12 protein-coding genes are annotated in these 14,577 nt (G+C 49.9%); 4 read left to right on the forward strand and 8 right to left on the reverse strand.

All coding sequences use genetic code 11. The features are described from left to right. Positions 1-778: 778 nt before the first annotated feature. From HW443_RS05680 to HW443_RS05705, 6 genes are all read right to left on the reverse strand, one after another. Positions 779-1,693: a GGDEF domain-containing protein gene (locus HW443_RS05680; RefSeq protein ID WP_176237976.1), complete on the reverse strand. Its 915-nt coding sequence runs from the start codon at positions 1,691-1,693 to the stop codon at positions 779-781. Positions 1,694-1,956: 263 nt separating this feature from the next. Further along, a complete protein-coding gene (locus HW443_RS05685) occupies positions 1,957-2,157 on the reverse strand; it encodes a hypothetical protein (RefSeq protein WP_176231046.1) in 201 nt (66 codons plus the stop codon). 35 nt (positions 2,158-2,192) lie between these two features. Continuing rightward, complete coding sequence (locus tag HW443_RS05690; protein ID WP_176231047.1) at positions 2,193-4,946, reverse strand: winged helix-turn-helix domain-containing protein; 2,754 nt, start codon at positions 4,944-4,946, stop codon at positions 2,193-2,195. 296 nt (positions 4,947-5,242) lie between these two features. Then, positions 5,243-6,409: an RNA-binding domain-containing protein gene (locus tag HW443_RS05695; RefSeq protein WP_176231048.1), complete on the reverse strand. Its 1,167-nt coding sequence runs from the start codon at positions 6,407-6,409 to the stop codon at positions 5,243-5,245. A 289-nt stretch (positions 6,410-6,698) separates the two neighbouring features. Next, a complete protein-coding gene (gene cas6, locus HW443_RS05700) occupies positions 6,699-7,709 on the reverse strand; it encodes a CRISPR system precrRNA processing endoribonuclease RAMP protein Cas6 (RefSeq protein WP_176231049.1) in 1,011 nt (336 codons plus the stop codon). A 156-nt stretch (positions 7,710-7,865) separates the two neighbouring features. After that, on the reverse strand, positions 7,866-8,534 hold the full coding sequence (locus HW443_RS05705; RefSeq protein WP_176235548.1) for a uracil-DNA glycosylase family protein: 669 nt from the start codon (positions 8,532-8,534) through the stop codon (positions 7,866-7,868). Between the two features lie 383 nt (positions 8,535-8,917). On the opposite strand from HW443_RS05705, the gene HW443_RS05710 reads away from it, so the two are divergent. Continuing rightward, on the forward strand, positions 8,918-9,127 hold the full coding sequence (locus tag HW443_RS05710; RefSeq protein WP_176235547.1) for a YtxH domain-containing protein: 210 nt from the start codon (positions 8,918-8,920) through the stop codon (positions 9,125-9,127). A 75-nt stretch (positions 9,128-9,202) separates the two neighbouring features. On the opposite strand, the gene hepT is transcribed toward HW443_RS05710, so the two are convergent. Then, complete coding sequence (gene hepT / locus HW443_RS05715) at positions 9,203-9,634, reverse strand: type VII toxin-antitoxin system HepT family RNase toxin (RefSeq protein ID WP_258187197.1); 432 nt, start codon at positions 9,632-9,634, stop codon at positions 9,203-9,205. Then, positions 9,621-10,319, reverse strand: a complete 699-nt coding sequence (mntA, locus tag HW443_RS05720) for a type VII toxin-antitoxin system MntA family adenylyltransferase antitoxin (protein WP_176227108.1) — start codon at positions 10,317-10,319, stop codon at positions 9,621-9,623. Before mntA ends, hepT begins: the two co-directional genes overlap by 14 nt. A 520-nt stretch (positions 10,320-10,839) precedes the next feature. On the opposite strand from mntA, the gene HW443_RS05725 reads away from it, so the two are divergent. The 3 genes from HW443_RS05725 (at position 10,840) to HW443_RS05735 (ending at position 14,080) form a co-directional block, all read left to right on the forward strand. Then, on the forward strand, positions 10,840-11,043 hold the full coding sequence (locus HW443_RS05725; protein WP_176229496.1) for a cold-shock protein: 204 nt from the start codon (positions 10,840-10,842) through the stop codon (positions 11,041-11,043). 333 nt (positions 11,044-11,376) lie between these two features. Then, on the forward strand, positions 11,377-13,014 hold the full coding sequence (gene pabB / locus HW443_RS05730; RefSeq protein WP_258188946.1) for an aminodeoxychorismate synthase component I: 1,638 nt from the start codon (positions 11,377-11,379) through the stop codon (positions 13,012-13,014). Positions 13,015-13,168: 154 nt separating this feature from the next. Continuing rightward, complete coding sequence (locus tag HW443_RS05735; RefSeq protein ID WP_176235546.1) at positions 13,169-14,080, forward strand: aminotransferase class IV; 912 nt, start codon at positions 13,169-13,171, stop codon at positions 14,078-14,080. Positions 14,081-14,577 lie beyond the last annotated feature (497 nt).

Raw genomic sequence — 14,577 nt, forward strand, 5'->3', positions numbered from 1 at the left:
GGGGGGGGGGGGGGGGGGGGGGGGGGGGGGGGGGGGGGGGGGTGGGGGGGGGGGGTGGGGGGGGGGGGGGGGGGGGGGGGGGGCGAAGCCAGAATATATGAGAAAGCTGGTCACAGAGACCAGGGAGCGCAGGGCTCCTTATCAAGCTGATTATCACGGCTGGACGTTGGGAAGGATAAGCTAGAGAGAGCAGGGCGATGAAGAAATATCTGGCCAGGGCCTATGCTATCCTCATTGGATCAGCGGTGGGAGGAGTGCTCTGGTATAAAGGTCGAACTCTTACCCTCAGGTTCTCGACATGCCATTTTTCATAGCAGTCTGGAGATTTCTTTTCAAACTTCCTAAGAGGGAGTGAGTGTGCCTGGTAGCCTACCATCGCTCGCTGACAACGCTGCTTCTTGAAGTGCCCGCCAGCTTGACAATGAGTTCTGGCAGGGTTTAAAATGAAGACAAATCTGTTGGAAGAGTCGTTGAACTCCGACAACACCAAAGAAAGTTTTTACTCCTCGGGGAGAGAGTAGCATCCGTGGAACCCCGAGGAAATTAATAATTAGCCCCATACCTGGCCAGGGATTCCGTGGCAATGAGGCGATGAGAGTCCATAGAGCCAGAGATAACTGGCAGGGTGGCCACCCACGTAGTTGACATCCATAAATAGATCGTCGCCAAGGACAGAGTGGATGAGTTGGTGTCACTGCTGACCTGAACTTGGTGTGACCAAGGAGGTGTGAGATCTAAGGTGGACCTACTGAGATCGTCAAGCAAGCGGAGTGATGATCTAGCTCAACTGCCCCCCGTATGTCCATAGTCGGGACGACCGCACCTGAATTCTATTCTTAGTCTGGAGACCTCGAACCTCCACAGCTCTTTCTATTCTTTCTGTGACCAACTGTGCTTCCTCCTGGTCAGTTTCGGGCAGGAGGACCACAAATTCATCGCCTCCGTACCTGACAACCACATCTGCTGCCCTGACGTTACTCCTTAAAATCTTAGCTACTTCCTTCAGGATCTCATCACCCACCAGATGGCCCAGACGGTCATTGTAGGCCTTCAAACCATCTACGTCAGCAAAAAGCAGGCTCAAGGGTTTATGGTAGCGCTTGACCCTCTGCTTCTCCTGTTCCATTATATGATTGAAATAACGCCGGTTAAAAAGGCCAGTCAGGGGATCCGTTACCGAAAGTCTCTCCACTTCTTCAAAAAGCCTGGCCCTTTCAATGGCAATAGCACCCAGTGAGGCGAAAAGGCCGGCCATCTCAACCTCTTCTTCAGAAAAGCTTCGCTTCTCTATGGAGTACACGGAGAAAACACCGATAACTCCGCCCTCCGCTTTCAGGGGCACGGTAAGTAAAGAAGTCATGCTTTCCCTTTCCACTACCCCTTTTGAAGGGTAGCTGGCTTCCTCGGCGATGTCCAGAACAGCAATAGGTTTGCCCGTGCGTAAAACCCTGGCGGCCACACTGTCCGCCCCCACCGCAAGCTCCCGCGGCCTGTTCTCAGCATCGGTTCCGCAAGCAAACTTTAACACCAGGGTATCTCTGGCCCGGTCCCAAAGCCTTATAGTGTTAGCGTCTATATTCAGAATTCTGTTCGCCGTCTCCCCTATCTCCTCCAACACTTGCTGGAGGGACATAGCTGAAACTATGCCCTGGGCAATTCCTAAAAGTGAGCTGAGATCTCTACTTCTTAACACTGGGTCCTCCCATAGTATTCCTTCATGAACCTACCAACTCCTCCATGGTCCTCCACTTTGAATCAAATAGGCTTTCTTTATGAATTTGAAGAACTTCTCATGTCCAACCAAAACTAAATATCAAAATTGTGCAAACATGGGCTAACTCTGCGTTAGTTGAGCTTTCTTTTCCTGGGCCTCCTTCTTGCACCTTCCTCCAATGATAGAAATAGACAGGAGATGAGGGGAAACTTACTTCTCTATCTGACGAGGCAAAATGGCAATTATCTAACCAGGCTTTCACCTGTGGAACATAAAAATACCTGGCTAAGCTGCTGGGGGAAGGCTTCCTCGGCCATCTTGGAGGCCCACACCGCAACCTGCCAGCCGTGGTAAAGTTTCACCTTCTCGTCCAGATCCATGGCCGTGGAGAGGGCCAGGATTAGTTGGATGAAGGTGCCGTAGTTGGAGATTATCAGATCCATTCCATATTATCTCCTGCTCCAATGGCTCCAGAATTTCACTCTCTCAGCCCCAGCATCTTCCTCAACTTATTCACGTCATACCAGGACTCGCCGGCCCGGCGGCGTCTCTCCTCGATATTTTCAAAGAACTTCAAAAGCTCCTCTACCTTCTTCTTACCCCTCTTGCTCCTGACCGCCTCCCGAGGGGTCTTACCCCCAAGAGCGGGAACTGGTTGGTCTATCCACTTCTGGTGGTGCTCCTCCATAATGCGACGGAGCTCCTGTTGAACCTCAGGAGATACATCTTTTGATTTGGATGGCCTGGGGCCCTCCTTTTCCTGCTTCTCCTGCTTCTCCTGCTTCTCCTCCCACTCCTCCCTGGCCGCGTCCACATCTTGAAAGGAGTCAGCCAGGTGTTCGATGTATTCACCAAGATGGTGCTCCAGCAGAGCTTTGCCCTGCTCCAGGCGCTCTTTAGACATACATTCCAGCGCCAGGCGAGAGCTCTTCAATACCACGTAGCCCATAATCTTGGGGTGTTCAGTCCCAAAATACCCCTCTCCGGGTTTACGGGGGACCAGCCAGTCGTAGGTGACCTCATCTTGAGCAAACTTTCTTCTTCCGTCCCCCTCATCTCTTTCTGCCGCTTCCCGCCACAACTGGGTCTCCTCCTGAATCTCTTCTTCGTCGAAATCTTCCCCCTCACTCAGCTCAAAACCTGGAATATGGGCCAGCCGCCTCCGAACCTCTTCAGCATTATACACCCGATATATAGCTTTGGAAAAGAGAACTGGATGGCTCTCCACTGTGACCAGCTTAGGAAGTGTCGGAGCCTCAGCGATGGCCATCCACAGATGGTTAAACCGGTAGCCCCTTTCCTTAAATAAATCCTCCCAGCTAGCTCCTTTGTGCTTACGCCGGAGCTTGCTCAATTCCTTTTTGGCAAAGTCCAGTACTTCATCCTTAAAACGAACGGGAAAGAAGTAAATGGCACCACAGATAACGTGGTAATTTCCCATGGGAACAATCCTGGTCAGAATCAAATCCCATTTAACCAGGGCCTGGGAGCCCTTTTTCTCTTTAACCTCTTGCTCTTCTCCGGAGAAAACGTCCCTCACGCGCAGACCCCGGCCAGGTTCTACTTCAACCACCTCATAAAGGGCCATACTGGAGCCAAGTCTGTCTTCCAGCGCCCTTCTTTCTAAAGAAGAGAGGCCATATCCCTGTTCCTCAAGGTATTTCTCAACTATTGTTCCACCCTCTCCGAGAGGGAAGTCAAAGAGATACCATTCGGCAAAACGAACTTGCTCAGCTTCAGAAAGCCCGGGCAGTTCATCTGGCTCATACTCTTCGGCCCAGAAAAGATAAAAAGCCTCATCCAGATCTTCATGAAATCTTGGACTGTAAGCAAACTGCCCCAGCTTAGCTATAGCCCTGTCTGTGGCCTCCCGAAGAGATCTAACCTCCTGATCCACAAGTAGGCAGCAGCGCTTATATTTCTTGCCACTCCCGCAGGGACAGGGGTCATTGCGGCCCACCTGCCTGCTTTCTTTGCGCTCTTCCTCAAGCTCCTGTTCCAACTCCCGGATCGCCAGGTGAAACCCCGGATTTTCGGAATCCAGGGCCAGAGCTTTGCGGAAAGCGTCTAAGGCTCCTCTTTTATCTCCCTCTCTCCTTAAAGTGACAGCATGTACATAATGCACCAAGGCTTCCTGAGGAGCCAGCTTCAGACGCTCTTGAATCTCCCTCCAGGCCTCCTGGTGTCGGCCCTGGGATTGCAATAAAAAGACCAGGCGCACAAAGGCATCCATGTTATCTGGCTCCTGAACCAGAAGCTCCCGAAAAAGCCTCTCCGCTCTTAGAGGAAAAGAGTGCACCAGATCAGTCAGCTCTGGATCATCAGGAGAGCTATATAACATGTACTCGGAGAGGAAATCCAGGTAGTCCGGGATGCGGGCAGGATCCTTCCCTACAAAGATAGCCTTTAACCGCTCCCTTGCCTCCCAATCTTCCAGCTCCAACTCTTGTTCAGGAGTGAGGTCTCGTCTGGGCAGGATAGGGGCGTTGCTCCGCCTGATGAGCCCTGGCAATTCGGGCTCGATCTGAAAACGGCGGTCTCTCAGGAGAATGTCATAGTAGGGATCGGGAGGATATTGAGCCAGATGGGGCTTTGCCGCCAGGGCCAGAGGAATGATGTTACCAAAACTAGAGAGATAGTTGCTCCCACCCATAAACTTATAGGCCAGATCCGCAAACTCCTGGTTGAGCTGCTGGATTAGATCTTCCTTTCGCTCACCCCTGGGCTCTCTCTGGAAGGCAAATCGGCCCTCCTCAGCGTCCCGAACTTTTACCAGAATGCTGTCTCCTGCCTCAAATCCGCTATGTCGGAACCACTTATCCACTCCCAGGATACGGGCGTTAAGCAGTCCGTAGTCGCCCAGCGCTATCACCAGAGGTTTGTCCCAGCCCTCTAACAAAACACATGGCCCATCATCTGCTCTTTTCTGTTCCCTTAGAAGATGGAAGAAGAAGCAAAGGAGGTCATGGCTGATAATAAGTTCTCCTGGCTCCAGCTCCTCTTCTGTGGGTACGATGCGAAAGACCGACCCATTTAAGACCCAGGTCTCCAGCCCCCATTTGCCATCTGGGAAGCGCAAGAACTCCCGTTCGCGGAGAGCCTGCTGCACCATGGCTATGGGATTTTTGGACCGACTCGGTTTGATTTCCAGAATCTTCTGGGCCAGCTCCTCAAGAGACATGGGCTGGCCTCTGGATTTCAGAATGGAAAGGGCGGCTTGTCTGTAGGTCATGACGGACTCCTGTTCGTAGTTTTGGGCAACAATAATTACTTTTCCTGGAAGTATGACGGGTGTGTCTTAAGTTTTCCCATCGTTCTCTTTAGATGTATAATATTCAAAAATCGTACTTTGGAAAACCCAATATTTCGTGGGTGAGACCCCCTTAATGAGTATTACCTTGAAAACAGATTCCCATTCTCATGGTTCGCGGGTAACGGGCCCCCGTAATGAGAATTACTTGAAATCTCGCTTTTTGCAAATCTATCTTTCCTATAAAACTATGGCGCAGTCCGGAAACTCTCTTTAGCTCACAGTGTCCGATGTCGAGAGGGCAAATTAACGATAAAATGGGAGGGTGTGGCTTCAAACTGGGGATCTCCAGCGCCGATCTCGCGCATTCTCCTGTGAATAAAAACTAAACCACGGCCTACTTCCTCCACATATCCCTTTTCGCGTAGAATCTGAGAAATGACGGTATTGCGGCGTCGCGGCACACCTCCCCGCAGCACCATTTCTAGAGTTAATCCAGGGAGCAGCGAACCTGGATTTTGTACTTCCAAACAATCATCAAAAAGGCGTAGTTGCACTCGCTCATTGACACTGTAGTCTCGGTGAGCCACAGCATTGGCCAAGACCTCGCGCACGGCGTCCATCGGGTACTCTGGGATATCCCGACGAGTTACTCCGTTCTCCTCAAACTCGTACCCAATGTGCATATGACCAGCCACAAATAGCCGTCCTTTCTCGATTAACTCACTTGCCGTACCAGCCAATTCTTTGCGATCGATAATGGGATCAGCCAAATCCTGTCCTCTGACACGTAGCGCCGTTATACCCCAGTTAGTATTAAACTGCTGAGGGTTTCTTCCAAAGTGCATCAACCCGGCTACCGTTGGCACCACTTCACCGTTATATCGGACAGCCAGGCTTTGGCCAACAGTTAACTCAGTCAGCTTAATGTGATTCTTGCCCTCTACACCTGGTGCCCGTTCTTCAAAGTAGACCCTCAGTGCCTCCTCATCTAAATCCCGAAGGGAGGCTTCCCGAACCGGCTGTCGTTCGAAGACCTCGGGGCTTTCCTCCAGTGTGAGATAGCGGATCTCTTCTGCAGTGGCTCGCCGTGTCTGCCGTCCATGCCGTATGAAAACCGTTCCACCTTTGACATGCATTCGCCCTGTGCGTTCGACGCTTACTAGCACTAAAGCCTTCCCTTCCAGAGAGACAATATCAACTGTAGGCTGAACTGCGGGACTTATAGCTTCACGACAGGCACTGAGGATGCTCTCGGCAGTAGCCTTGGGATCAAACAAACCCTTTATCCGTCCTCGGTTGTCCACACCTACCAGAATATGGCCGCCTGCTGTGTTGACGAAAGCTACAAGAGTTTCAAGGAGGCGAGAGCTGTACTTCTCTTTGAACTCAACATTTGGCCCTTCCCCTTGTGAGACTAGTTCTGTAACTAACTTTTCATTCATTGGCATATCCTTCCGGAATGGTTAGTCGCACATTCAATCTTGAATCTCTCATTTCTATCTACTTCCACCAGTTGCCTTTCATTATTTTGCATATCACTCCCTTTAGCATCCGCAGCATCTCTAGAGTAGTAGGCAAGCTCTTACGCCACGTTTAATTAATAAGTCTAAGTATATCTTGGTAGGGTGACAGTTAAGGTCACTCTACCAAAAATTTGCTGCAAAATGTCCCTTTAGAACTTTTGGGGACTTTCGTGACCACAAACCTTCCCTACATACTTTCCGAACTCCGTCAAACCTCCACCACATACTTCCCCAACCCAAAAACAGTCTTACCTCCCACATGGATAAACTGCCCCAATATCAGCAGGGGAAGGTATCTGGCCAGCTCGCCTTTAGGAGCTTTATAGGTTATGGTCCCCACCAACCCAGATAGAGTGTCGGATTGCTGCCTGCGCAAGGAGTATCTTTCCAACCTGCGCCAACGCAAATCCTGAGCTATCGGCTCTATTTCCTGAGCCTCCTTAACTAAATCCCGAAGCGACTCGGAGAATTGTCCCTGGCAATGGAAGATATTCAGCATCTGAGTTTTTATGGACAGGTTTTGAAGAAGGCAGGAAAGGGGAACGGTCCTGAGCTGGAGCTGGCTCTGGCATTTGAGCCTGAGGGGGGTGATAAAACGCAAGGTAAGGCTACCTACACCTCCCATTTGCTCAGCACGATGCTGTATCTGTTCCACAGTGATGGGATAGTCCACATTGTAAACCAGGCTCTCTTTACCCGAGAAAACCTGTTCTCTATTTCCATCCAGCTCATTTAAGACGTAAATGGAATCTAGAAAGAACTTATGCCCGCGTCTGGTTATGCCCACTTTACCCAGTTCATGGAAGGAGTAGATGAAGTAGGGGATGAACTTGCGGGCATTGCCGATAAGGATAAAGCGGAAAGTGAAAGTTTCTCCTGCCGCATAATCCGTCTTACCATCATCAGGAGGCTCGAAGATATAGGGGCGGGGGACCTGCTTATTGAAACTGAAGTAGGTGGCATCTTCTTGAGGAGAGGTCTCAAAAATGTAGGCGTAGGCACAGCTATGGACCAAAGGGCACTCCGAGCAAGGAGCGCTAAGCCTTCCCGCACAGCAGATCCCCCTCAATATACCGCCAAAGGCCCCCCGGAGCATGGACCCTTCATAGAGGGGGAGGTAAGAGTCTTGCAACATTTTTATGTGGCATTCATATGTGGACAGGGTGAAGTTGGCCAGGGAAGAAAGGGCAATCTGTTGGAGAGATTTACTCTTGAGCATTAGTTTTCCTTTTTACTGATAATGCCCGACGCCCGCTTATTTTTTGTCCACCGCCAGGGGAGCAAGGGAGGAACGGTGAACACAAGGAGTGTTGTTGTTCTACGAGACAACTAGATAACACTACTCTTGAAAAATTATCTCTATTGTATGAAATTACTACGATCTTTTCAAGATGCTTTCTGATCGAACCCTTTGACTCAGGCAATCTCCGTAGATGGAGTTGAGCTTTCTAAGATCTGCCCAAAGTTGTTTTTTCTTCTCCATATCTTCCAGAGAATCCAGAAGATCATAAGTAACCAGGGCCCTGGTCTTGGGCCGGTAGTTGAAGATGGCTCCGGGTTGGAACTCCAGCCGGTCTCCCAGAGCAGGAGATATGAGGTTCAAAACTTCTACCGCTTCCTGCCCCAGGGCCAGAATAAATCTGGGCTGACAGGTGAGTATCTCCATCTTCAGAAAGAGGCTGCAGTTTTTTCTGATAGAGGGATCGGGGAACATAGAGGGACCAGAGGAGATGAGATGACACTTGATAGCATTTGTTCCGTAAAGGTACTCAAATTTGAGATGATCCAGAGCCTGACAGGCCTTCTCCACTACCTCGGCCGCCTCCCCGTAAAAGGCCACTCCTCTTTCTGTTTCTTCTTGAAAGAGACGGCTCTTCACCAGCATAATGTCGGACAGAGGGAAGCCTGATCCCATGACTTTAGCATCCTTGCTCACTTCGAGGCCGCATCTCTGGCAAGCCTCCAATTCCTGGCGGATGTACTCCATCTCTTCCTGAGCCTTACCCAGATAGAGACGGTAGGTGGTAGCAAGTTCTTCAGACATCCCGGGTCCTTTGCTCCTGATGGCTATGCTTCTAGCCCCCCTGGCCTTTATTGTTATGCTTCTGGCTCCCCTGCTTCAGCCAAAGATGCTGAAATTCTAGATAAATAGATGTTACATAGCACAACATCGATAACTAATGTTTAACTTAACCCTACAGCGATACTTAAGAATCTTGGTTCAATATGTAGGGCAATTTCTTTAATTGAGCCACAACATATTGTAGGTATTCAGGTAAATGACGTTGTAGGGTTAAGGTATTTAGCACTCTTTAATAAATTCTATCCCAAGTGGTAGAATATGAAAAGAAAGGGAATCGCCCATGCACCGCGGCGCACCACATCACGTGAAAATTGGGTTATTTTCAAGGGAGGCCTTATTCGAAAATGTTAAGGGGATTTGTGGCTGGCTTTATTGTGGGAACTATCATAGGACTGCTTACTGCTCCTCTTCCCGGAGAGAAGACTCGCCGGATTATCAGGGAAGAAATAGAGGAGTTTTTGGAGAGAAAAAGATATATTGTTATCCAGGGAAACAATCTCTCGCCCCGTCCGGATCTGGAAAGGGGTAAAGAAAAGTTTAGAATCATTGCCTGATCCTCTGGTTTCCTGATCCATTTCCGCCATAATTGTCTCAGATAAGAAGCGCTGCCAGCGGGCCATCGGGAAGGGTTAGATCTCTCCTCTTTTCTCAAGAAAATCAAGAACATGTCCGGCAAACTTTCGGAAATCATCCACTTGTTGGAGGTAATGGTGCACCTTCTTCGTGTCTATCTCCAGATAGTCGTGTACCAGGACATTGCGGAAACCAGCCATCTTCTCTATCTTTTCGGCAAAGTCACGGGGGAGTATCTCCTTCTCCCCCAATATTCGAAACACATCAGCATAGGCTAGAATGTCTCCTAGATTGAGAGCAGCAATGATATGAGTTCCTATATCCAGACAGCACTCGATGGCTATTTGAAAGTTTCTCTCGGCTCTGTCCTGCAGATTCTCATCAGCGGCGAAATCCTCATACTTAGTGGCTGCCAGAGCTGTAAGTTTCTTAAGACATTTCTCCAGCCGCCTTAACCTGGCTTTGACAACTTGACTATCTATAGCCAAATTGACCCTCCTTTATACGTTGGATAAGCTGGCGGTCGCTTTCGCGGCGAGCAGGCTCCATGTCCAGGTAGAGATCGATGGCTCTGGTCTGAGAGTAGATCCTCTGGCTCTCATCCTTAGAAAAAAGTAGACGCCCATCCCTCAAGATACGGTGGGCTAAAAGGGGCGAGGCCCGGTTGAGAATTACTACGTCAACCCGGTCCGTCCCCCTGATCTGACTCAGATAGGTCAACAGTTCTATCTGTTTGTCCAGATACGAGGATGAGGGAAAGCGAGAGTCTAGAAGTACGGCTATATCTAAATCGCTAAGGGGGTTCTCTCTCGCCGTTGCATAAGAGCCGAAAAGGTAGGCAGCTATTATAGTTTCATCTTTCCTCAAAAACTCCACTACTTGTGCCAGATCCTTTCCCCGCTCTGTTAGCTCTTCTTTCCTGGAATAACTTTTGTACTCTATAGCCTCTTTAAGCCCAGAGCTCCTCTCGGCGACCACCGAATCCTGTAATCTCTCCAGATCCTCCAATATATGGAGCCTTTCCATCAACTTCTCGTATTGCTTCCAGTTGACAATGACTGCATCGGCATGAGATCTCTGGGTAATTATTATGGGTTCGCCTCCTTCACGGACTTCCTTGACCAGTTGGGTAAGCCTGGCCCTGGCCTCTGAGATAGGTACTATTTTGGACATTTTCATCACCACAGTTAACTGTAATGTTAATTGTAAAATTAGTCAATAAGTTTCTTTATCTACCATTCCAGGGTTCTGCCTCTAATACGCCCCGATATCGGGATAATCACTTCTTGAGTATCAGAAAAACTAGCCCACAAAACAGAACTCTCCATCTCCAATGCTCAGGTTTATGTCCTGGAGAGCCGGGAGTTCAGCGCCGGGGTAGAAGTAGGTGAGATCTTTTATTTCGATACCCATAACTGGCGTCCCTGCAAAAAGGGCCAAATTTCAGTATTTGGCCCAATCCTCCGAATCTAAATCGGACGGCAAATTGACCCAAAATCTGGTTTTTGCAGTTCCGCCAAAACTTATACCCCTAACTTTCTCTGTGTAACTGATAGCAGCGCAAGAAAGAGGAATAAAATTATGAGTGATGCAAAGAGTCCTTGAGGCCTTTGACTTTTGTCTAAAATGTGCTATAGTGTTGCCTGTGCCCCCTGGGGCATAAGTAATGTTTTTAAGTAGGGAGGGTAAGTAAGTGTCAGAAGGAAAAGTAAAGTGGTTCAGCAACGAAAAGGGCTACGGCTTCATCGAGAGGCCCGACGGAGAGGATGTCTTCGTTCACTACTCAGCCATTCAGGGATCTGGCTATCGCTCTCTGAGCGAAGGTCAGAAGGTATCGTTTGATGTAGTCGAAGGAGCCAAAGGCAAGCAGGCAGAAAACGTCGTCATTATTGAATGATTTTTTCTGAATCGAAGGCCAATAAAAACCCCGCCCCTCAAAGGGCGGGGTTTTTATTTGCGCATCTCAGGAATGCTCCAGCCCGTCAGGTACTATTAAGTGTCTGGGCTCCACGCTCTCTTGCGCCTCATATCTAAATATTATAGAATCTAACCAGGAAAGCCTGTATGTCAACTCGAAAGGGCATCCAGCAGGAATTTTTTGGTCTTGCTGGATGCCCTTTCTTTTAGAGAAGAGACTGTACCCTGACATGACCATTTCACAGCAGTGTGAGTCCTTTCCCGGTCAAATTCTTCACCAAAAGTCCAGGTTCAGCAATGGAGGAATTTTTCCATGAAACCCTTCATAAAGAAGCTAGATCTGCCTCTAGAGGCCTCCGACGTCTATGAACATCTTGCAGATCAGCCTCACAGCTTCTGGTTAGACAGCGGAATGGATGCCCAAAAACTGGGGCGTTTTTCCTTTATGGGAGCTAACCCCTTCCTGGTCATGAGAAGCAAGGGTGAGAGGATAGAAATCCTCCGGGCGGGAAAGAGCGAGAGGTTGGAGGGAAATCCTTTTGAGGTTCTGAAAAGGTTACTGAAGCAATACGCACACCGGCGCCCAGTGGAAGGGCCTCCCTTCTCATCGGGAGCAGTAGGTTACTTCAGCTATGACTTGTGTCATTTTGTGGAGGAGCTTCCATCCCAGAGCCTCGATGACCTGAACATATATGATAGCTATTTCTGTTTCTACGATACAACCATCGCCCTGGACCACCTTCAAAAAGTTATCTATGTTTCCTGTTGTGGCTTTGTAGAGGATCAGGGTTTCTACCCTTGGGCGAGTGCAAGAAAAGTGTGGGAGATCCAGGATCTTCTGCAGGAGATATATAAAAAGAAGGGAAGCAGAGTCTCCGCGGCTCCAGTTGTGGCGGAAGGGGCACCAGAGGGAGCTGGGGGGATCCTCCCGTCCCATGGCCAATACTTGTGCCGCCACCAATATCAAAGGAGAGCAAGCCGGGAGGGAGAAGTTAAGAATTTCCGAAATAGAGAGAGGGGAGCCTCAGAATGGGCCGGAGAGGAAACTTCACACCCTGCCGATGCATACTCGCAAACTCTGGTCCGGGCCCGGAGGAGGGAGCTCTGGAAGGACCAAGATAGAAAAAAATGTATCATCTACTCTAACTTCGACAAGGAGGATTACCTCAAGGCCATCAAAAAGGCCATTGATTACATATTTGCCGGAGATATCTTCCAGGTTAATCTCTCCCAGAGATTTGAATCCGAGATAGCCATTCCTCCCTTCCAGCTCTATAAAAGACTACGGACCATAAACCCGGCCCCTTTTGCTGCTTTCCTCAATTTCGAGGGGGTGGCGGTGGCCAGTTCCTCTCCAGAGAGATTCCTGAGGAGATCCGGCAATGTGGTGGAGACCAGACCCATCAAGGGTACCCGCCCTCGGGGAAGAACCCCCGACGAAGACCGGCACCTGGCTCAGGAGCTCCTTTCCAGCTCCAAGGATCGGGCAGAAAACATCATGATTGTGGACCTGGAGAGAAACGACCTGGGACGGGTCTGCCAGTACGGATCCGTCCATGTCCCTGAGCTTTTGACCATAGAAGAGTATCCCACCGTCTTCCATCTGGTATCCACCATAAAAGGAACGGTGCCTCCCGATAAAGACAATGTAGATATAGTAAAGGCCTGCTTCCCCGGAGGGTCCATTACCGGCGCGCCGAAAGTAAGAGCCATGGAAATCATCGATGAGCTGGAGCCCACCAGGAGGAGTGTTTATACTGGAGCCATCGGCTATTTGGACTTTGGCGGCCAGATGGACCTGAACATAGTCATCAGAACCTTTATTATCAAAGAGAACAGGGCCTACTTCCAGGCAGGCGGAGGGATCGTGGCCGACTCCGATCCGGAAGCCGAGTATCAGGAGACCCTGGACAAGGCCAGGGCGCTTATGGAGGCGGTATCGCAGGGTTGAGCAAGATAAATCCGAGGGCAAAGTACCTCTATTGACCGCATAGATACTACCACCGCTGGAACCAGCGCCTGGCAGAATTGTGGATATCTTTTGAAGACCATGATCAAATGTAGAGCACCAGCCAAACCTCCGTTGCTAACAGGGGTGACAGAAGATGACCACAGTCAAGATTTTTCTAAATGGCAATTTCGTAGAAAAGGATAAGGTCACTATCTCCGCCCTCGACGCCGGTCTCCTCTACGGCTTCGGTCTTTTTGAGACTTTGCGAAGTTACCAGGGTAAGCCTTTTCTTTTGGACCGACACCTTGAGCGTCTCTTTTCCTCGGCCCAAACTCTCGGCCTGAGGAGTGCCTTTTCCGAACAAGAAATTGAGAAAGCCACCCTCCAGCTTCTGGAGATAAACGCTCTTTCTGATGCTTATATCAAGATAGTCCTCTCCAGGAAGGAGGAAACCTCACCCAACATCTGTTCTGAGGAGCCATCGGACTCCGACCTCCTCATAATAGTCAGAGAACTTCAAGCCTATCCCCCTGATCTCTACGGCCAGGGGATGAAAACAGTGGTGGTAGATATCCGTCAGAACGAAGGCAGCCCTATCCCCCATTTTAAATCTCTTAACTTCCTCAACAATATACTGGCCCGGGAAGAGGCCCGTCAGAAGGGGGCTCTTGAAGGAATCATGCTCAATAACCAGGGTCTGGTGGCTGAAGGCGCTATGAGCAATATCTTCATGGTTAAGGGAGAGACAATAGCTACTCCCTCCCTTGAAACTGGTCTCCTGCCGGGCATTACTCGAGCCGTGGTCATGGAGCTAGCCCAGGACATCGGCCATCCGGTGCAAGAGAGGAAGATCTTTTTATCCGAGCTGCTGGAAGCCGAGGAGTGCTTTCTGACCAACTCCCTTATGGAGATCATGCCAGTGTCCTCCGTAGGTGGGATAAAGATAGGAACGGAAGTTCCTGGCCCTGTGATCAGAGCGCTAATGGAGGAGTATCAGAAACTAGTATACAGAGAGTCGGGCGGCCCGGTTCCAGGATCTACTAAGAGATCGCGGCCCAAACCCTAAAGACCAGATCTATTACTCTGGGCCTGACCAATCTTTATTTCCCCACAAGGAGCACCCCTTTAACTGCCACTCTTCTCCTTATCGCCACCAGAGTAGCAAGATAGATAACTTCCACCTTTTTGCCTCATTTGTCATTCCAGAGACACACCCTCGAACCATGGAAATGAGGAACCAATTTCCACGTAATTTTTCAAGGCGGCTTGGGCGCCCTCAAACTATGAAAAGGGGAATCTATTTTCTACGCCAAGAATAGGCGAATACACTTTTCTCCCAATTTCTACCTACTATTTTTAACCCTTTTCAGTTACAATCATGGCAATAAGAAGTCATAAGTCATTGCAGCCCACCCAGCCTACAGACGGCCTCCGCCTCCCCCGCCCGCCCGCCCACCCCCCCCCCCACACCCCCCCCACGACCCCCGCCACAGCCACCGGATAGCGGCTCAGGACGCTCTGCTGACTCTGCTGACAGCGCACCGCCCTCGGTCCCAGGAAAGC

The organism is Candidatus Hakubella thermalkaliphila (genome assembly GCF_013281975.1).
In the GTDB taxonomy this organism is placed as follows: Bacteria; Actinomycetota; Humimicrobiia; order Hakubellales; family Hakubellaceae; genus Hakubella; species Hakubella thermalkaliphila.

What these genes read in the sequence shown, in the direction of transcription:
- HW443_RS05735 (WP_176235546.1), top strand. Translation starts at nt 13,169, where the DNA reads ATGACCACAGTCAAGATTTTTCTAAATGGCAATTTCGTAGAAAAGGAT.
- mntA (WP_176227108.1), bottom strand. Translation starts at nt 10,319, where the DNA reads ATGTCCAAAATAGTACCTATCTCAGAGGCCAGGGCCAGGCTTACCCAA.
- HW443_RS05710 (WP_176235547.1), top strand. Translation starts at nt 8,918, where the DNA reads ATGTTAAGGGGATTTGTGGCTGGCTTTATTGTGGGAACTATCATAGGA.
- cas6 (WP_176231049.1), bottom strand. Translation starts at nt 7,709, where the DNA reads ATGCTCAAGAGTAAATCTCTCCAACAGATTGCCCTTTCTTCCCTGGCC.
- HW443_RS05695 (WP_176231048.1), bottom strand. Translation starts at nt 6,409, where the DNA reads ATGAATGAAAAGTTAGTTACAGAACTAGTCTCACAAGGGGAAGGGCCA.
- HW443_RS05685 (WP_176231046.1), bottom strand. Translation starts at nt 2,157, where the DNA reads ATGGATCTGATAATCTCCAACTACGGCACCTTCATCCAACTAATCCTG.
- HW443_RS05705 (WP_176235548.1), bottom strand. Translation starts at nt 8,534, where the DNA reads ATGTCTGAAGAACTTGCTACCACCTACCGTCTCTATCTGGGTAAGGCT.
- HW443_RS05690 (WP_176231047.1), bottom strand. Translation starts at nt 4,946, where the DNA reads ATGACCTACAGACAAGCCGCCCTTTCCATTCTGAAATCCAGAGGCCAG.
- pabB (WP_258188946.1), top strand. Translation starts at nt 11,377, where the DNA reads ATGAAACCCTTCATAAAGAAGCTAGATCTGCCTCTAGAGGCCTCCGAC.